We start from the raw sequence: 17,736 nt of genomic DNA, 5'->3' as shown, positions 1-17,736 counted from the left end.
TTTGCCGGCCGGCCGAGCCAATCTCAGAACTTCTGCTGCGTCATCAGCACTTCGCGGGCGATCTGGTCGAGCGGCAGGATGCGGTCGACGCCACCCTTGGCGATTGCCTCTTTCGGCATGCCGAAGACAACGGAACTTGCCTCGTCCTGTGCCACCGTATAGGCGCCGGCCTCATGCATCTCCAGCATGCCGCGCGCTCCGTCATCGCCCATACCGGTCATGATGATGCCCATGGCGTTCGAGCCGGCCGATCGCGCCGCCGAGCGGAAGAGCACGTCGACGGAAGGTCGGTGGCGAGAGACCAGCGGGCCGGTCTTTACGCTCACATAATAGCGCGCGCCCTGGCGTTCGAGCAGCATGTGCTTGTCGCCGGGCGCGATCAGCACATGACCGCGCAGCACCGGGTCGCCGTCCACGGCTTCCTTGACCTCGACCTCGCAGAGCCCGTTCAGGCGCTTGGCGAAGGCGGCGGTGAATTTCTCCGGCATATGCTGGACGATCACCACACCAGGCGCATTGGCCGGCAATTCCTCCAGGAATTCGCGCAGCGCCTCGGTGCCGCCGGTGGAGGCGCCGACGCAGACGACCATCTCCGTCGTCTTCGCCATCGCCCGTCCCGTCGGCGGTGGCAGCATCGCATCCGCCGTCAGCTTCTTGGCCGGCCCCTCGGCGGAGGCGGAGCGAATGGTTCCAGCCGCGCGGCGCACGGTGGAAAGCCGCGCGTGCGAAGCGCTTTTCACGACTTCGCGAATGCGCATGGCGTCATCGGCGAGACCGTCGGCAGCTCCGATCTTCGATTTCAGGATGACATCGACGGCGCCAGCCTCGAGCGCCTGGATCAGCGTTTCCGAACCGGCCTCCGTCAGCGACGAGCACATCACGACGGGGATCGGCCGCTGCGACATCAGCTTGCGCAGGAAGGTGATGCCATCCATGCGCGGCATCTCCACGTCGAGCGTGATAACATCGGGGATTTCCTCCTGCAGCTTCCGCGCCGCCACGAAAGGATCGGATGCGACCCCCATGATCTCGATATCGGGATCCTGCTCCAGCACATGGCTCAGCGTCTGGCGGATACTGGCGGAATCGTCGATGATGAGAACGCGGATTTTCTTGCGCATGCATGCCTCTAGAGCAATTCCAGCAAAAGTGTGTAGCGGTTTTGCGTCCCGAATTACGTGAAAACGAAGAGATAGAGCATTTCCGCCAAAAGCGGAAATGCTCTAGATACGCTGAAACACCGTGTTCGAAACCTGCTTCAGTGGCAGGTCGAAACCGGTGATCGATTCGGAATGGCCGATGAACATGTAGCCGCCCTTCGCCAGGCAATTGCAGAGACGGTTGAGCACACCGGCCTGGGTTTGCTTGTCGAAGTAGATCAGCACGTTGCGGCAGAAGATGATGTTCATCAAGTCGCCGACCGAATATTTATCGTCCATCAGGTTCATTCGGGCAAAACCCACCCTGCTGCGCAGTTTCGGCGTGATGCGCACCTCCCTGCGGCCCGGCTGCTTGGCGACCAACACGTATTTGCGCTGCAGGTCGCGCGGCACCGGCGCAATGATATCTTCCGGATAGATGCCCCGGCGCGCGGTCTGCAGCACGTCGGTGGAAAGATCGGTGGCGAGCACGCTGTAGGAGACGCCGTTGCAGCCTTCGGCAAATTCTGCCAACACCATCGCCATCGTGTAGGGTTCGGCCCCCGTCGAGCAGGCCGAGCTCCAGGTGCGAATGGTGCGCACGCCGCTGTTGGCGATCGTCGGCAGCGCCACCGTCTGCAAATAGTCGAAATGCTTGGCTTCCCGGAAGAAGTCGGTCTTATTCGTCGTCACCACGTCGATGAGATAGACGGTTTCCTGGGCAAGGCCGTCGTGATTGAACAGGAAGTCGCAATAATCGTCGAAGGTCGAATGATTGGTCGCACGAAGGCGGCGCCTCAGCCGCCCTTCGAGCATCGTCAGCTTGGTCGGCGGCATCTTTATGCCGCTATAATCGTAGATGAATCGGGCAAGCTTGTCGAAATTGCGCTTGCTGATCCGGTCGCCGGGCAATTGGGTTTCCACCGCTGCCATACTCATAGAACGCAGTACTCCAGGTTGACTTGGGTGTCAGGCCGCCGATTGCAGTGCCGAGGCGTCCTCGCGCGATAGCAATCGTGCAAGATCGATGATGACGACGAAGCCGTTCTCGCGGCGGACGACCCCGGCGATATAGTCCGAGCGCCAGCGCACGCCGATGTCGGGCGCCGCCTCGATCTGGTCACGCCGGAACGGCGTGACCTCGAAGACGCGGTCGGCGACGAGGCCGAGGGTGAGCAGCCGGCTCTCCATCGGCACGTCGAGAACGAGCACCCGCGTGTGCGGTGTCGGCACGGTCTTCGTCATGCCGAGCTTCAATCGAAGATCGATCGTCGGCACGCCCTGCCCGCGCACGTCGCGCAGGCCGAGCAGATAGTCGGGACCGTTCGGAATCTTGAAAGCTTCCGCATAGTCGAGGATTTCCCGCACCACCTCAACCGGCACGGCGAAAATCTCGTCGCCGAGGCTGAAGGTCACGAATTGTGCTTCCAGAGATGTCGTGGCCATGATTATGCACTTTCCTTGAAATCGGCGTCCCCGTCATCGGGACCGCCCATGGAGAGATCGAGAGCGAAACCTTTCACGCGCGCCTGTTGGCTGGCGACGCTGTTGGCGGCCGGTTTCTTGGCCGCAGGCTTGCGGCCGGCGGCCGGCGCGAGGCTCCGCACCGTCATCCTGGCAGCCGGCGCGCGCTCGCGAGATCCGCCTGCCTTATCGACCTTGAAGAAGGCGATCGACGTCTGCAGTTCTTCCGCCTGCGAGGCGAGCTCTTCGGAGGTTGCCGACATCTGCTCGGAAGCCCCCGCATTCTGCTGCGTCACCTTGTCGAGCTGCTGGATCGCCTCGTTGATCTGGGCAGCCCCGATATCCTGCTCGCGGCAGGCGGCGCTGATCTCGGAGACCAGTTCCGCCGTCTTGCGGATGTCAGGCACCAACCGGCCAAGCATGTCGCCGGCTTCCTGGGCGGCCTTGACCGTATCGCTCGACATAGCCCCGATTTCGGCCGCGGCCGACTGGCTGCGTTCGGCGAGCTTGCGAACCTCGGAAGCCACGACCGCAAAACCCTTACCGTGCTCGCCGGCGCGCGCCGCTTCGACAGCAGCGTTGAGGGCTAGAAGATCGGTTTGGCGGGCGATCTCCTGGACGATGCTGATCTTCTCGGCGATCGTCCGCATTGCCTGCACGGCGCGCGTCACCGCATCCCCGCTGGCTTCCGCATCCTTGGCGGATTGGCGGGCGATCTTCTCGGTCTGGGCGGCATTGTCGGCGTTCTGCTTGATGTTGGCTGCCATCTCTTCCATCGAGGCGGATGCCTCTTCGGCGGAAGCGGCCTGTTCGCTGGCGCCCTGCGACACCTGCTCGGAACTGGCCGAAAGCTCCTGGCTGCCGGCCGAAACATTTTCGGCCGCCGAAATCGCGTCGGCGACGACACCGCGCAACCGTTCGACCATCTGCTCGAGCGCAATGCCGAGCATATCCTTTTCAGACAGCGGTTTCGGAGAAACCATCAGGTCGCCGTTGGAGATCTGATTGGCGATCGTCGCGGTATTGCGCAGGTTCGCGGTCATCCGGCTCATCGAATGGACGAGATCGCGGATTTCGTCATTGCTCTTGTGCTCGATATTCTGTTCGAGGTCGCCGATGCTGACGGCATCGGCAAGACCGACGGCGCGCTTCAGGCCACGGGAGATATTGAGCAGGATCCAGATGGCAGCCGCCGACGAGACGACGATCAGGCCGACCGTCATCATCAAAAGCATGTTGCGCGACTGCGCATACTGATCGTTGGTGGCCGCGTCCGTTTCGGCGACGTTGCCGGTCACAGTGTCGTTCAGCTTGGCGAGGATGCCGAGAAGCTGGGTCGTCACCTGCTGGCCCTCGCCCATCGAGATGACGCCGGCCTGGGCATTGGATTCCGTCGTGTTCTGTTTTGCGAGATCGGCAACATGATCCTGCAGCGCCGTCCATTTGCCGTAGAGATCGCCGAACTGCGCCATCGCCGTCTTGATCTGCGGATCCTCGGAGGCTGCAAGGCGGGTATGGAGCGTTTTGATGAGATCTCGCTGCTGCGAGATCTCATCGACATAACCGCCGATCTTGCTGGCATCGGTGTTGATGATCGCGTCCTTTTCGGCGCGGATGGAACGCATAACGGCATCGGAAAGGTCGCCGGAATCGCGCAGATTGGCGACCGGACCGGCAACCATGATCGAGATGTCGCTGTTCAGCGACGAGAGATTGTAGATCGAAAGACCTGCCATGGCGCAGGTCAGGAGAACGATGAAACCGAACACCAGGCTCAGTTTGAGTTTGATCGTGAAACGCATTCTAACACCCCTTTAGAATTGTTGTGGACTTCCTGCGAATTTCAAATTGCGCAGTAGTGAAGACGCTTCATGCGTTCACGGTTCTGCCGGCATCCTCCGGCGCATCAATGCGTCGGCCTTATCCGAAGGGCCGCTGCAACAGGCCCCGTTCTGCATCGAGAGAGCGCCTAGGCGCTCTCCCGGAATTCATCGTCCGACGTGTCGGGACCGCCCATCGACATATCGAGAGCAAACCCCTTCGCACGGGCCTGCTGGCCGGTAACGCTGTTGGCGGGAGCCGCCTTGGGGGCGGGATTGCGCGCCGCCGCGGCCGGGCCTCGCGCACTCATTTTGGCGGCCGCGGCGCGGCCCTGGCGGCCGCTCGCCGCTGCCCTGCGGTTGTCTGCCATCTCGACCTTGAAGAAGGAGATCGATGCCTGCAGCTCTTCCGCCTGGGCAGCGAGTTCTTCGGAGGTTGCCGACATCTGCTCGGAGGCGCCGGCGTTCTGCTGCGTCACCTTGTCGAGCTGCTGGATCGCCTCGTTGATCTGCGAAGCGCCGATATCCTGTTCGCGGCAGGCAGCGCTGATCTCGGAGACCAGCTCGGCCGTCTTGCGGATATCGGGCACCAAGCGACCGAGCATGTCGCCGGCTTCCTGAGCGGCCGTCACGGTGTCGCTCGACATAGCGCCGATTTCGGCGGCGGCTGACTGGCTGCGTTCGGCGAGCTTGCGAACCTCGGAAGCCACGACCGCAAAACCCTTGCCGTGTTCACCTGCACGAGCGGCTTCGACGGCGGCGTTGAGAGCCAGCAGATCGGTTTGGCGGGCGATCTCCTGGACGATGCTGATCTTCTGGGCGATCGTGCGCATCGCGTCGACGGCGCGGGCAACGGCGCTTCCGCTCATCTCCGCATCCTTGGCCGACTGACGGGCGATCTTCTCGGTCTGGGCGGCGTTGTCGGCATTCTGCTTGATGTTGGAAGCCATCTCCTCCATCGAGGCGGAGGCCTCTTCGGCGGAAGCCGCCTGTTCGCTGGCGCCCTGCGACACCTGTTCCGAGCTTGCCGACAATTCCTGGCTGCCGGCCGAGACGCTCTCGGCAGCGGCAATCGCATCGGCGACGACATCGCGCAGGCGTTCGACCATCTGCTCCAGCGCAATGCCGAGCGTGTCCTTGGCCGAAAGCGGCTTGGGAGACACCATCAAATCGCCATTCGCAATCTGCGTGGCGATCTCGGCGGTGACGCGAAGATTGGCAACCATGCTCTGCATCGCGATGCCGAGCGTATCCTTGGCCGAGAGCGGCTTGACGTCGACGGAAAGGTCACCTTCGGCGATCTGGTTGGCGGCATTGGCGGTGGCGCGCAGATTGTTGACCATGCCGAGCATGGCGATGCCGAGCGTATCCTTGTCGGAAAGCGGCTTCGGCGTGACGCTGAGGTCGCCATTCGAGATCTCGTTTGCGATCTCCGCGGTGTTGCGCAGATTGTCGGTCATGACGTTGATCGTGTTCACGAGGTCCTTGATCTCGTCGTTGCTCCTGATCTCGACCTTCTGGTTCAGGTCGCCGATGGCAACGGCGCCGGCGACGTCCATGATCTTGCGCAGACCACTGTTGACGCCGAGCGCGATCCAAAGCGCGGCAGCGAAAGCGATGAAAGACGCGCCGATCGCGATGCCGATCAACATGTTCCTAGTGGAACTGTAGAGAGCGTCGTTATCGTTATCAGCTTGCGCCATCGCCTTCTGCTGAAGGCCGACGAGCGTCTCGAAAACGTCCTCCAGTTCCATGACCAGGCTGCGAACCTCTCCCGCCGAAAGGGCGGCAGCGCCCGTCCTATCGCCGCTCTGCTGCAGGGAGGCGACCTTGTTGGAGTCTTCAGTGAAACGTTTGGCGAGCTCCACCAGCCGGTCCCAAGTGGGCTTGCCCTCGACAGTTGCGAGCTGCTGGCCGCCTGTCGCAAAGGTGAGCATGTCTTCCATGCTCTTCGCCGAGTTCTGGTAGTCCTTCGTGACCACTTCGGGATTCATTTCCAGAAGGGCATTCTTCTGCCAGCGAACGGCATTGAGTTCCGCAGCCTTGGCTTCCAGCGCCAGTTCCAGTCTCTTTGCAGGCCCCGAAACAAGGTTGCCGACGGCGTCGTTCAGCGAGCCGAGGCTGAGGATTCCGTAAACCGCGCTACCCACGAGCAATAATATGACAAAGCCAAATGCGGCTGCGAGTTTAAGTTTAATCGTAATACGCATCTCAATATTCCTCTGTGAGAGCGAAGCAATAAATGTGAATCCGGGACGCGCGGCATCACACAGCAAGGATCCGACCGGCAAAACATGCCGAGGAAGGAGACGCAGCCGTCCACGGAACGCCGAAATTCAAAGTGATGTGTCTGAAAGGGGGAAAGCGACTACATTCACTTCCCGGCAGCCGGACATCTATCCGTCGCAGCACCAACGCGTACACACGTTGGGGATATTTCCGCCTCGGGCCACCGGAGCAGCCCGAGGGATTACATGAGGGCGAAGGCGCTCGGGCGCCTCACCGGGGGGAGCGCTACGCGCTCTCCCTGAAGTCGTCGTCGCCGGCATCAGGACCGCCCATCGACATGTCGAGAGCAAAGCCCTTGAGACGCTGCTGCTGAGCCGAAACCGTCTGGCCGCGACCCTGTCCCTGGGCCTGCGGGGCGGGTTTGCGGGCAGCGGCCGAGGCCTTGACCACCTTGGCCGAGCCTTTCGGCTGCGTCCGCTGGGCACCGGTCCGCGCGCTGCCTGCCGCATCGACCTTGAAGAAGGCGATCGATGTCTGCAGTTCTTCCGCCTGCGAGGCAAGCTCCTCGGAGGTTGCCGACATCTGCTCGGAAGCCCCGGCATTCTGTTGCGTCACCTTGTCGAGCTGCTGGATCGCCTCATTGATCTGCGAGGCGCCGATATCCTGTTCGCGGCAGGCGGCGCTGATCTCGGAGACCAGTTCCGCCGTCTTGCGGATGTCGGGAACCAGGCGGCCGAGCATCTCACCAGCATCGGCGGCAGCCTTGACGGTATCGCTCGACATCGAGCTGATTTCGGCTGCGGCCGACTGGCTGCGTTCGGCAAGCTTGCGTACTTCCGATGCCACCACCGCAAAGCCCTTGCCGTGCTCGCCTGCGCGTGCTGCTTCCACAGCCGCGTTGAGTGCCAGCAAATCGGTCTGACGGGCGATTTCCTGGACGATGCTGATCTTCTGGGCGATCGTGCGCATCGCGTCGACAGCGCGCGTGACAGCCTCGCCGCTGGCTTCCGCATCCTTGGCCGATTGTCGCGCGATCTTCTCCGTCTGGGCGGCATTATCGGCGTTCTGCTTGATGTTGGCGGCCATCTCCTCCATCGAGGCGGAAGCCTCTTCGGCGGAAGCGGCCTGCTCCGTGGCGCCCTGCGACACCTGTTCGGAACTTGCCGAAAGCTGCTGGCTACCGGAAGAGACGTTCTCCGCGGCCGACAACGCATCGGCGACGACGCCGCGCAAACGCTCGATCATGATGTTGACGTTGCCCAGAAGTTCGCCGATCTCGTCATGGCCGGTGATCTCGGCCATCTTCGTCAGATCACCTTCTGACACTTCGCGAACCACGGTGTTGGCGCGGTTGAGACCCTTGCTGATCGTGCCGGCGATCCAGAAAGCCGTCAGGGCAGCAACCACCAGGGCGACGGCGGCAACGGCAACCATCGTGGTCCGGGTCGTCTCGTACTGTGTTTGGGCGCCATCGTCGGCAGCCTTCATGCGCTGCTTTTCGAGCGCCAGGATTTCGGTAAGCGTCGAGTCGATATTGTTGGCGGCGGCGCGCGCCGTCGTAACGGAGATATCGTTTGCGCCATCGACATTGCCCGCCTTCACATAGGCGCGGATCTGCTCGTCGGCGGCGAGGAAGGTCTTGGAAAGTTCGGCGATACGCGCCCAGCGCGCCTTACCCTCTTCGGTCGCAAGCGTCTGTACCTTGTTGAAGGCGTCGTCGAATTCCTTGTGAGCCTGGTTGCCCTTCTCGATCGCGCCAGCCACATCATCGGCACTACGCGCGGTGAGAAGGTTCTTCTGCTGACGGATCGCCTCCAGCTGGGCGATGTTGATCTGCTGAGCAAGATCGAGACGGGCTGCCGGGCCGGAAAGAAGTTTGTCGATCGTATCGTTCAGCGATCCAAGGCTGAGGACACCGTAAGCGGCGGTGCCTACGAGCATCAGAATGATGAAGGTGAACGCGGTCACCAATTTCGTCTTGATTGTCAATCGCATCGGTTTGCCCTCAGTTTGAATTCATCGGCGTCAATTGCCGGCCCCCGCCGCATCGTGCCGCGATGAAAAGATCGCCTGCAGATTCGGGAGAATGATGAACTCTCCGCCCCTCTTCACCAGGCAGTTGATGTAGTCGGCGCGCCAACGCATGCCGATGCTCGGTGGCGCCTCGCTCGCGGTCTTTGCAAGCGTCGTCACCTCGTTCACCTTGTCGGTCCTGAGGCCGACGAGCGTCTGCTCGCCCTGCAGATCGATTTCGATGACGATGATGCGGCTGTCGATCGTCGCCTCCGCGGCTTCCATCCCGAAGGCGAGACGCAGGTCGGCGAGCGGAATGACCTTGCCGCGAAAGTTGATGACACTGGCGACGAAGGGCTGGCTGCCCGGCACCGCGGTCTCCGGAAGCAGGTCCAGGATTTCCTGAACGATGACCGCTTCCAGCGCGAAGGTCTCGCCGTTGAGATCGAAGGTCAGCACTTCGACTTCCTCGGCATAGCTCCAGTGATTGTCGAACCGTTCGGCTGTTGCTGCTGTTGCACTCATCTTGCTACCCGCAATTGCGCCTCCTGTTGCTGACCCGCGGCAACCAGGTGCCCGACGTCGAGAATGAGGGCGACGCTGCCGTCGCCGAGAATGGTCGCACCCGAGAAGGTCGCCACGTCATTGTGCAGTTTCGACATCGACTTGATGACCGTCTGGTGGTCGCCGATGATCTGGTCGACGACGAGGCCGACGCGCTCGGTGCCGGTCGAGATGACCACGACCTTCTGATGGACGTCGGGTTTCGTGCCGGTGCGGAAGAGATCGCGCAGGCGCAGGAACGGCACCAGGCTGTCGCGCAGCGAGATGAAGCTGCGGCCGCGCGAGCGGAGATCTTCCTCGAGCGACAACTCGAGGCATTCCTCGACCGCCGAAAGCGGAATGACGTAGCGGCCGGAGCCGACGCGCACCAGCAGGCCATCGATGATGGCAAGCGTCAGGGGGATGCGCAGCGAAACTTCCGAACCCTGGCCCGGCACGCTGACGATATCGATCGCGCCGCGCAGCGCTTCGACCGTCTTCTTGACGACGTCCATACCGACGCCGCGGCCGGACAGGTTGGTGATCGCCGCCGCCGTTGAAAAGCCGGGGGCGAAGATCAGCTGCAAGAGTTCGGAGTCGGAAAGCGGCTGGCCGGGATGGATGAGACCGGAGGATTCCGCCTTGGCGCGAACCCGTTCGCGATTGATACCCCGGCCGTCGTCCTTGATCGAGATGATCACTTCGCCGCCGGCCTGGCGGGCCGAAAGCGTCACGGTGCCAGCTTCGGCCTTGCCGGTTGCAAGGCGGTCGGCAGGCGTTTCGAGGCCGTGGTCGATCGAATTGCGCACCAGATGCACCAGCGGATCGGCCAGGCGTTCGATGACTGTCTTGTCGACCTCAGTGGTCTCCCCCTCGGTCACCAGCTCGATCACCTTGCCGGTCTCGCGGGCGAGATCGTGGACAAGACGGCGGAAGCGGGAGAATAGAGTTGCGACCGGCACCATGCGCAGCACCATCATCGTGTCGCGCAATTCGCCGGAAAGGCGTTCGATTTCCTCCGAGACGGAGCGCAGCGCGATATCGGCGCTGGCGCTGGCGAGCTGGCTGAGGCGCGATTGCGCGATGACGAGTTCACCGACGCGGTCCATCAGCTCATCGAGCCGCTCGGCCGGAACGCGCACATTCTCGGCAGCCTTCGCCTGACTGACGGCGGCAGGCGGCGCCTCGCGTTTGACTGGTACCGCCTCGACAGGCCGGAATTCCGGCACGGCAGCTGGCGGAACGGGCACCGGCGTTGCCGCTGCCGCAGGGGCAGGTGCCGGCTTTGCTTCCACCGGAGCGGCGGTTGCTGAGCCGCCGATCTCCTCGACGCTGAGTTCCATGTCGTCGAGCACGAAGATGAAGACGTCGTCGATCGCCGAGCGGTCTTGCTCGCCGGTCAACGTCACGTCCCAGGAAATGTGCAGCTCCGTCGGGGTGAGTTCGTCGAGGGGTGGAATGGCCGATGTGTTGGCGCGCACCGTGCATTCGCCGAGATCGCGCAACTCGTCCAGCAGGCCGAGCGGATTGGTGCCGTTCGCCATCGAATTGGCCGGCAGGCTGAAGCGGATGCGCCAGCTGTTCTTCTTCTTTGCCGGAGCTTCGCGCACGGCGGCGGGCGCGGAAACGGCGGCCGCCGCTTGTGCGGGCGCCTTGCCGCCGACGGCAGCCTGCAACTGCGCCAGCAGCTGATGCCCGGTGTCGCCGTGATCGGCGTTCGGCTGGTCGACGAGCGCGCGCATATGGTCCTGGGCGGCCAGGACGGCGGCGACGAGTTCGCTGGTCGCCGCGACCTCGCCCTTGCGGACGCGATCAAAGGCGGTTTCGCAATGATGGGTGAAGGCGGCGAGCGCCTCGAAACCGAACATCGCGCCCGAGCCCTTGAGCGTGTGGAGGCCGCGGAACACGGCGTCGACGAGATCCTTGTTGTCGAGCTGATGCGTCAAGTCGAGAAGGCCAGCCTCGATCGCTTCGAGGCATTCAGCGGCTTCCATGCGGAATACGGCAACGGGATCGAGGGTGCTCATCTTCCTAAGACCTTCTTCACGATCTTCACGAGGTTCTCGGGGTCGAACGGCTTGGTCAGCCAACCTGTCGCGCCGGCGGCCTTGGCGCGAGCCTTGAGATCGGCGTCCGATTCCGTCGTCAGGAAGATGATCGGCACGCCTGCCTGCGCCGGCAGCTTGCGCAGCTCCTCGATCATCGTCAGCCCGTCCATGACAGGCATGTTGAGATCGGTCACGATCAGATCGAAGCTGCTACCTTTGGCTGCAGCGAGTCCCTCTGCCCCGTTGACCGCCTCGGTGACGCTGTAGCCTGCATTGGTCAGCGTGACCTTGGTGGTCAGACGAATGCTGGCGGAATCGTCAACGGTCAGGATATTTGCACTCATAACGTCACCTCTTTATGCAACCAGAACTTTTCGTCTTCTTGATCGAAGGATTCAATGAAACCTGCGCGTTCAAGTACCTTCAAGACCGAGCCGCTGGCTGGCGAAGAAAGCTTGAACGTCTTTCCCTTGGCTTTTGCTTGACGGCGCGAGGATTCGATGAGTTGAACGAAACTCAGATCCGCTTCCGCGCCTTCGGGAATGTTGATGATGATTGTATCGCGGTTGTGAAACTCATCCGTAATCTTTGAATGTAATTCGGACGAAAAGCGAATACTCAGCACATTCGGCAAATTTATAGATTCGTAATATTGTTTCGGAGTATCCAATGCAGCCTCCTGGGCCAGAGAAATACTTGATGGCCTCTAAAGGACTCTCACGACAGCGTTAATGGCGGGTAAACAGCGGTTGTAGGAAACGGCTATACAGCCAATCTCGCGACTCCCAATTCTCATCCAGTAAAAGTTGTATTTTTCTCTCAGAATTCAAAAATAAAGCGAGAAAAAACAGCAGGTTGGATAATAATCGCCAGCTCTGCAGCTGACCGCGTCATCACCCCAACATCTTTCGTTAATCACAACGTAGGCGAGTCTGGCGCGTTTACCGGTCGTTTCCATCCTGCCCGTAAAAATAGAGTCAAATTGCCTGTGTTTTAAGAAAAGGTATAAAATTGGCACACGCTCAGGTATCGTCACACGCTGCAGCCTACACGTCAGGGCGGGACATCAGTCAGACCCTGGAATCTGCCCGCAGCCAGGTAGAGGAACGTTTCCTCGAAGGCGGGACGGTGCTGCTGTCGGTAATGGACGTGCTCAACCGTCTGTTGAACTCGCTTGAGAGCGTCACCAAGGCACTCGACAACAAGGAGTCGAGTGACACCAGCGCCGATCTCCGCGCCACGGTCGAGAGCCTGACGGCGCTGCCGGTCACCGAGGAAAACCGCCAGCAGGCGCTCGTCTCGCTGGCGCATACCGGCAGGGAACTGCGCAAGCATGTTGCCGACATGCAGGAGACAATGCGTTATCTCCGAACCTTCGCCGTGACCGTCAAAATCACCGGCGCCGGGCTTGCAGAGTTCGCCGGCTTCGCCCAGGAAATCCTGGAGCGCATCTATTCCGGCACCGATGAGGTCAACCGTTTCGCCGCCCATCTCGACAGCCTCGACAAGGAGGTCAAACTTGCCGCCTCCTTGGGCGCCAGCGTCTCCAGAGGGTATGCCGATACCGTTCCGGCCGTTGCGGCGGCGCTCCGCGATGATGCAGCAAAGATCGCCGGACACCGCAAGGATCTCGGCGTCATCGCCCGCGAGGTCGGTGCGATTGCCCGTGGCGTCCAGAGCAAAGTCGCTTCGACATTGTCCGCCCTGCAGATCGGTGATATCACCCGCCAGCGCATCGAGCACGTGCAGGCCACCTTTTCCCTGCTCGAAGACTTCCTTGCCGGCGAGGACGGCGCCCGGCTAGACGCAGGCGCGCGCCAGCGCCTCCAGAACGTCATTCATCATCTGACGGCAGCACAGATGAGCGAGATGTGCGCCGATTTCCAGCGGGATTCCGAAAGCGTCGTCAAGACGATCGCGAGTTTCGACCATGACACGAGAGAGATTCTCAAACTGCGCGATCAGATGAGCGGCGACAATGGCGAGGCCGGCGGCAACTTCATGCGCGCGCTGGAATCCAGCGTTTCGGCCGCCCACGAAATCGTCAAGCAGGTCGATACGGCAAGCCGGCAGGCCGACCAGGTGAGCCAGTCGACGATCGGCACGGCCGCCAAACTCTTCGAGGCGATCGGCAACATCCGCGCCGTCAAGACCGACATCCACTATATGGCTTTGAATACCAACCTGCGCTGCAGCCGCCTCGGCGAAGAGGGCAAGTCGATCAACGTCGTCACCGCCGAGCTGCGCATCTTCGCCGGCAAGCTCGACGATTCGGCCGACGCGATCGTCAACGGCCTGCCTGCGCTCGAAGCCGCGGCCGGCCGCGTCGCCCCGGCAACCGATGCCGGAGCCGGCGGGCTGGGAGAGAGCCTGACGTCGGCCGTCGGCAACATCCGCTCAGCCGCCAATGTCATGGAAAACGAACTCAAGGTTCTCGCCGAAAACGGCCGCGAAGTCGCCACCAAGATCAGCCTGCTAATCGGCAAGCTCGATTTCCAGCATGATCTCGGCGACGTGCTCGCCCGTTGCGCCGATATGCTCGAAGGCGTCGCCGGCGCCGAGATTGCCGATATCTCCGATCTCACCGAGACGATCGCACCGCTCGACCGCAAGATCTTCAAACTCTACACGATGGTCCAGGAGCGCAACACGCATCGCGACATCATCCCGGCAAGCGAGGAAAGCACCGCCGCTGCCGCCGAGACGCCAAAAGCCGAAAACGACGACGATCTTTTCGCCGACGCGCTTTTCTAAGCGACGCTTTAGGGCAATTCCAAACCCGTCTTTGCGGTATCCGGTTCATCGAGATCAGCGCAATGGGGTGGTGGTAGTCGAATCACCTGATCTCCCGGCCGGATCATCGAGGTGCGATGCGTCACCGCTATGATCGTTAGATCGCCTGCGAGATCTCGAAGGCCATCCATGATCTGCCGCTCGGTATCGTCATCCAGAGCGGAACTTGCCTCATCGAGAATCAGAACCGCCGGCTCGCTATAAAGAGCGCGGGCGATCGCAATGCGCTGGCGTTCCCCGCCCGACAGCTTCAGGCCTCGTTCTCCCACCACGGCGTCGAACCCGTCGGGCATGGCTTCGATGCGCGACAGGATGGACGCCTGCATCGCGGCCTTTCGTAACCGCGCCGAGTCAAACGGGCGGCCGAGCATAATGTTTGCGGATATCGTGTCGTTCAGGAGCGCGACGTCCTGGGGCACGACGCCGACATGCGCAAACCAATCGTCGCCTGCAATGCGGGCGAGGTCTACGCCATCGGCCAGAATACGGCCCTTTGCAGGGCGCAGCGCCTTTAACAGCATTTTCAGCACGGTCGATTTTCCTGATCCCGTTTCGCCGATTATGAAGGTCGGGGTACCGCGCTGTACGGTGAATGAAAGCGCGGAGACCCCCCGCCCATCCGGATAGTGAAAACTGACGTTCTCGAAGGCCACATCCCCTCGCGAAAGGCGATAGGGTGCCGGATCATCCGGGTCTTGCTCTTCTGGCGCGCCCCACATCGCAGCAAGCGGACGAAACCGTGCCGTTGCCTCCACGGTTTCTTTGATCGCCATTCCAATCAGGTGGAAAGGTTCGCTAAGTTGGACAAGGAGGATGTTGAAAAGCACGATACTTCCGATGGACAGAATTCCAGCTTCGTAGCGGGGCAAGAGGATCAAAAATGTCACGGCAAGCTGAAGCGTTGCCGCAACGCCCAGCACCCCGCAAAATGCGCTGCTGGCAAGAGAGTAGCGTCGCCAATTCGCAAAAGCGTCGCTGACGCTCCTTGCGAAACGCTCCGTAATCCAAGGCTCTCCGCGAGTCTGCCGCAGAGTGTCGATGAGCGTGATCGCGTTGCCGACGAAGCGGGCGTTCTCCTGGCTCCGGTCCATCGCCGCGTCCAGAAAAGGCGTGACCAAGCCGATGCGAAAGTATTCGACGCCAACTATGATCGCGCCGTAAATGAAGACAATCGCGGCGATTTCCCAGCTAATCAGACCACCGAGTAGAACCGTGCTGAATGCAATCTGAACAGCTCCGGGAAGGATGCCGCCGATAGCGAGCTGTGTCACGATGTTAAGGGTCTCGGTACCTTGCTGCCTGGCATTTCCAATTTCGACAGCGTTGTGTACCAGGAAGAAGTCCTGCGTCTTACGCAGAAGACGCGCGAAGAATGCCGAGTTCGCGATGAAAGACAATCGTTCGGCGCAAAGGAAAGTCAGAAAGCGGGCAGCCTGACTGAATGCGGTCGCAACGCCGGCTAACAGCGCATAGAGGACGAGGATTCGGATTGCATTCCGCCGGTCCGTATCGCTCGCTAGCTCGTCGATCGCCCGCGAGAAGAAATAGGGTGCGGCGATCGCGGCAACGGCTCCCACGAGCGTTATCGCCACGACGCTGACGATTGTCCAGCGAGCGCTACGCCAGTAAACATAGAGAAGCGACCGTAGAATCTGGAACATCGCGATATTCTCCGAACGCAGAGTGGATCAATCAGATTCGAAGGCGCGGCCATAAGGCCCACCTGATCGGCTATGGGGAATGCACCAAATGTCCTTGCGCCAAGGCGTCAGGTCATTCTCGGCCAGACGTCGGCGCAGCCTGGAGCAGGCCGGACTAATTCGAAGAGCGCCCAGGCCTGAGCAGCATCAACTACTTATCGACCTCGATAGCCTGCCCCCCCTCAGATCCTTGCTGCAGGGCACCAGATTGGAGCGAGCCGCCGCTATCGCCGTCGGAACTTGTTGGCCGCATCGATCGCAGCCTTCTGCTGATTGTCTTCTATGCCGAGATAGAAATCCTCGAGCGACGGATCGGCGAGACCGGCCCGGCGCGACAGCACGTACCATTTCGCCGCCTCGACCGGATTGGGCGGCGTGCCGATGGCGTTGATATAGAGATGGGCGAGCTTGTTCTGCGCGACGACATTGCCGCCATTGGCGGCAAGTTTCAGCCATTCGAAACCCTTGACATAATCCTTCGGTCCGCCGACGCCGTTGACGAGCCAGATCCCCAGATCGAGCTGGGCAGTATCGAAACCGGCGCGCGCCGCACGCACCAACCATTCGCGGGCGAGCTGCTTCTTTTCCTCCGGTAGGTCCTTCAGCGACGCATAGATCTCAGCAACGGCATATTGCGAATCCGCAACGCCCTGCTCGGCCGATTTCTCGTAGAAGGGCAGCGCGAGCTTCAAGCCCTTTTCTCCGGGATTGTCGGCGACGAGAATCTGCGCCCAGTTGAATTCCGCCGAGGAATTGCCGGCTTCGGCCGCCTTGCGCATGTAGTCGTCGGCCTTTGCCTTGTCGCGCGGGACGCCCTCGCCTTCCATCAGCATCAACGCGTACTTGAACATCGCCGCCGCATCGCCGCCCTCGGCGGCCTTGCCGTACCAGAAGGCGGCGTTCTTCACATCCTTCTTGACCCCGAGGCCCTGTGAAAGGATTTCGCCGATCAGCGTCTGCGCCGCCGGATCGCCGAGCTGGGCGCGTGGCAGCGCCTTATCCATGGCGGTCAGATAATAGCCGCGCTGATAGGCGCCGTAGGCCTCGTCAATCGGCCCCTTGTAATCCTTCTCCGGCGGCAGGTCGGGTAGCTTCGCTCCCATGCGATCGAACACGCCGACGCCATCGGAGGGTTTCACGTCTTCGTCGCCAAGCCGGTCGGTGCGGAAGGTCGCAGCCGGCGCCGTGCCCGGCTGGCTGATGACGCTGTCGGGCGCCTGGGCCACGACAATATCCGGCCCGGCCGCGATGAAGATGGCCAGGCTGGCGAGGAAATAATTCAAGAGGCGAGCGGGCGGGATCGGCATGAGCGCGATTTCAATCCTCAAACCGTGGCGCTTTTTCGTCAAGCATCGCGTTGATTTCGGCAACGACGGAGGGTGCCCGGCCGGGCTCGCCGAAGACCGCCAGCCGCAGCGCCACGAACTCGGCTCCGGTCTCGGCAACCGCAAGCGCTGAGGCCGGATCGGTGCCGCCCATGACGATGCAGGGAATCTCGATCATCGAGGCCCACCATTCCCCGAGCGCAAGGTTCTTCGGATGCGCCTCAGGTTTGATATCGCCGTCGAGCTTGCCGAAGAAGATATAATCCGGCCTGACTTCCCCGATCTCCAGCGCATGATGCCGGTCGGCCGCATTGCCGCCGCCGACGATCAGCTTCGGCGCGTGTTTGTCGATCGCTTCCGAAAGCGCCTCCGCGTTTCCGGAAAGGTGCAGGCCGTCGGCCTTGGCCCGGCCGGCCACGCGGCTGTCGCCCGCAATCAGCGCCGCAGCCCCGGCATCCTGGATCAACGGCACCAATTTCTCGGCATGTTTCTGGAAGGCGCCGTCGTCGAGCCCGTATTGCGGCAAGATCACCGAAGCGACGTCGCCGCCTTTCAGGGCATCGGTGACGATCTTTGCCTGCTCGTCGGCATCGGCGATCTCGGGTGCGATAAGCACAAGGCGGCAGCGGTTTTCCGGTTCGGTCATGAGGTCTTTCCGTTTC

Annotated in this window: 14 protein-coding genes; 1 reads left to right on the top strand and 13 read right to left on the bottom strand. The window is 61.6% G+C overall.

Annotated elements, in window-relative coordinates; genetic code table 11:
* Nucleotides 1–23: 23 nt before the first annotated feature.
* From EFQ99_RS20765 to EFQ99_RS20720, 10 genes are all read right to left on the bottom strand, one after another.
* Nucleotides 24–1,121: a protein-glutamate methylesterase/protein-glutamine glutaminase gene (locus EFQ99_RS20765; RefSeq protein ID WP_126923106.1), complete on the bottom strand. Its 1,098-nt coding sequence runs from the start codon at nucleotides 1,119–1,121 to the stop codon at nucleotides 24–26.
* A 102-nt stretch (nucleotides 1,122–1,223) separates the two neighbouring features.
* Entirely contained in the window at nucleotides 1,224–2,078 is an 855-nt protein-coding gene (locus EFQ99_RS20760; protein ID WP_126923105.1) for a CheR family methyltransferase, read from the bottom strand.
* A 30-nt stretch (nucleotides 2,079–2,108) separates the two neighbouring features.
* Nucleotides 2,109–2,585, bottom strand: coding sequence for a chemotaxis protein CheW (locus tag EFQ99_RS20755; RefSeq protein WP_037174433.1), 477 nt, complete (start codon nucleotides 2,583–2,585; stop codon nucleotides 2,109–2,111).
* A gap of 2 nt (nucleotides 2,586–2,587) precedes the next feature.
* Nucleotides 2,588–4,405: a methyl-accepting chemotaxis protein gene (locus EFQ99_RS20750; RefSeq protein WP_126923104.1), complete on the bottom strand. Its 1,818-nt coding sequence runs from the start codon at nucleotides 4,403–4,405 to the stop codon at nucleotides 2,588–2,590.
* Between the two features lie 167 nt (nucleotides 4,406–4,572).
* Nucleotides 4,573–6,633 (bottom strand): HAMP domain-containing methyl-accepting chemotaxis protein, encoded by a 2,061-nt coding sequence (locus tag EFQ99_RS20745; protein WP_126923103.1) that lies wholly within the window; start codon nucleotides 6,631–6,633, stop codon nucleotides 4,573–4,575.
* A 304-nt stretch (nucleotides 6,634–6,937) separates the two neighbouring features.
* Nucleotides 6,938–8,647, bottom strand: a complete 1,710-nt coding sequence (locus EFQ99_RS20740) for a methyl-accepting chemotaxis protein (RefSeq protein ID WP_126923102.1) — start codon at nucleotides 8,645–8,647, stop codon at nucleotides 6,938–6,940.
* Between the two features lie 30 nt (nucleotides 8,648–8,677).
* A complete protein-coding gene (locus EFQ99_RS20735; protein ID WP_126923101.1) occupies nucleotides 8,678–9,190 on the bottom strand; it encodes a chemotaxis protein CheW in 513 nt (170 codons plus the stop codon).
* Nucleotides 9,187–11,235 carry a chemotaxis protein CheA gene (locus EFQ99_RS20730; protein WP_126923100.1) on the bottom strand — a complete coding sequence of 683 codons (2,049 nt, stop codon included), beginning with the start codon at nucleotides 11,233–11,235 and terminating at the stop codon, nucleotides 9,187–9,189. Before EFQ99_RS20730 ends, EFQ99_RS20735 begins: the two co-directional genes overlap by 4 nt.
* Nucleotides 11,232–11,600 carry a response regulator gene (locus EFQ99_RS20725; protein WP_008533128.1) on the bottom strand — a complete coding sequence of 123 codons (369 nt, stop codon included), beginning with the start codon at nucleotides 11,598–11,600 and terminating at the stop codon, nucleotides 11,232–11,234. The genes EFQ99_RS20730 and EFQ99_RS20725 overlap by 4 nt, the downstream gene beginning before the upstream one ends.
* On the bottom strand, nucleotides 11,597–11,926 hold the full coding sequence (locus tag EFQ99_RS20720; protein ID WP_126923099.1) for an STAS domain-containing protein: 330 nt from the start codon (nucleotides 11,924–11,926) through the stop codon (nucleotides 11,597–11,599). Before EFQ99_RS20720 ends, EFQ99_RS20725 begins: the two co-directional genes overlap by 4 nt.
* Nucleotides 11,927–12,267: 341 nt before the next feature.
* On the opposite strand from EFQ99_RS20720, the gene EFQ99_RS20715 reads away from it, so the two are divergent.
* Complete coding sequence (locus EFQ99_RS20715) at nucleotides 12,268–14,010, top strand: chemotaxis protein (RefSeq protein ID WP_126923098.1); 1,743 nt, start codon at nucleotides 12,268–12,270, stop codon at nucleotides 14,008–14,010.
* Between the two features lie 8 nt (nucleotides 14,011–14,018).
* On the opposite strand, the gene EFQ99_RS20710 is transcribed toward EFQ99_RS20715, so the two are convergent.
* From EFQ99_RS20710 to EFQ99_RS20700, 3 genes are all read right to left on the bottom strand, one after another.
* Entirely contained in the window at nucleotides 14,019–15,710 is a 1,692-nt protein-coding gene (locus EFQ99_RS20710) for an ABC transporter ATP-binding protein (RefSeq protein ID WP_126923097.1), read from the bottom strand.
* Nucleotides 15,711–15,973: 263 nt separating this feature from the next.
* Nucleotides 15,974–17,056, bottom strand: a complete 1,083-nt coding sequence (locus EFQ99_RS20705; RefSeq protein WP_126923096.1) for a tetratricopeptide repeat protein — start codon at nucleotides 17,054–17,056, stop codon at nucleotides 15,974–15,976.
* Nucleotides 17,057–17,066: 10 nt separating this feature from the next.
* Nucleotides 17,067–17,720, bottom strand: a complete 654-nt coding sequence (locus EFQ99_RS20700) for a thiamine phosphate synthase (RefSeq protein WP_126923095.1) — start codon at nucleotides 17,718–17,720, stop codon at nucleotides 17,067–17,069.
* Nucleotides 17,721–17,736: the final 16 nt, after the last annotated feature.

Origin of the sequence: Rhizobium vallis, from assembly GCF_003985155.1 — a bacterium.
In the GTDB taxonomy this organism is placed as follows: domain Bacteria; phylum Pseudomonadota; class Alphaproteobacteria; order Rhizobiales; family Rhizobiaceae; genus Rhizobium; species Rhizobium vallis.
This window is presented reverse-complemented; position numbering and strand designations above follow the sequence as displayed.

Excerpts from the sequence above, each read along its gene's own strand:
- EFQ99_RS20765 (WP_126923106.1), bottom strand. The coding sequence starts at position 1,121 with ATGCGCAAGAAAATCCGCGTTCTCATCATCGACGATTCCGCCAGTATC.
- EFQ99_RS20760 (WP_126923105.1), bottom strand. The coding sequence starts at position 2,078 with ATGAGTATGGCAGCGGTGGAAACCCAATTGCCCGGCGACCGGATCAGC.
- EFQ99_RS20755 (WP_037174433.1), bottom strand. The coding sequence starts at position 2,585 with ATGGCCACGACATCTCTGGAAGCACAATTCGTGACCTTCAGCCTCGGC.
- EFQ99_RS20750 (WP_126923104.1), bottom strand. The coding sequence starts at position 4,405 with ATGCGTTTCACGATCAAACTCAAACTGAGCCTGGTGTTCGGTTTCATC.
- EFQ99_RS20745 (WP_126923103.1), bottom strand. The coding sequence starts at position 6,633 with ATGCGTATTACGATTAAACTTAAACTCGCAGCCGCATTTGGCTTTGTC.
- EFQ99_RS20740 (WP_126923102.1), bottom strand. The coding sequence starts at position 8,647 with ATGCGATTGACAATCAAGACGAAATTGGTGACCGCGTTCACCTTCATC.
- EFQ99_RS20735 (WP_126923101.1), bottom strand. The coding sequence starts at position 9,190 with ATGAGTGCAACAGCAGCAACAGCCGAACGGTTCGACAATCACTGGAGC.
- EFQ99_RS20730 (WP_126923100.1), bottom strand. The coding sequence starts at position 11,235 with ATGAGCACCCTCGATCCCGTTGCCGTATTCCGCATGGAAGCCGCTGAA.
- EFQ99_RS20725 (WP_008533128.1), bottom strand. The coding sequence starts at position 11,600 with ATGAGTGCAAATATCCTGACCGTTGACGATTCCGCCAGCATTCGTCTG.
- EFQ99_RS20710 (WP_126923097.1), bottom strand. The coding sequence starts at position 15,710 with ATGTTCCAGATTCTACGGTCGCTTCTCTATGTTTACTGGCGTAGCGCT.
- EFQ99_RS20705 (WP_126923096.1), bottom strand. The coding sequence starts at position 17,056 with ATGCCGATCCCGCCCGCTCGCCTCTTGAATTATTTCCTCGCCAGCCTG.
- EFQ99_RS20700 (WP_126923095.1), bottom strand. The coding sequence starts at position 17,720 with ATGACCGAACCGGAAAACCGCTGCCGCCTTGTGCTTATCGCACCCGAG.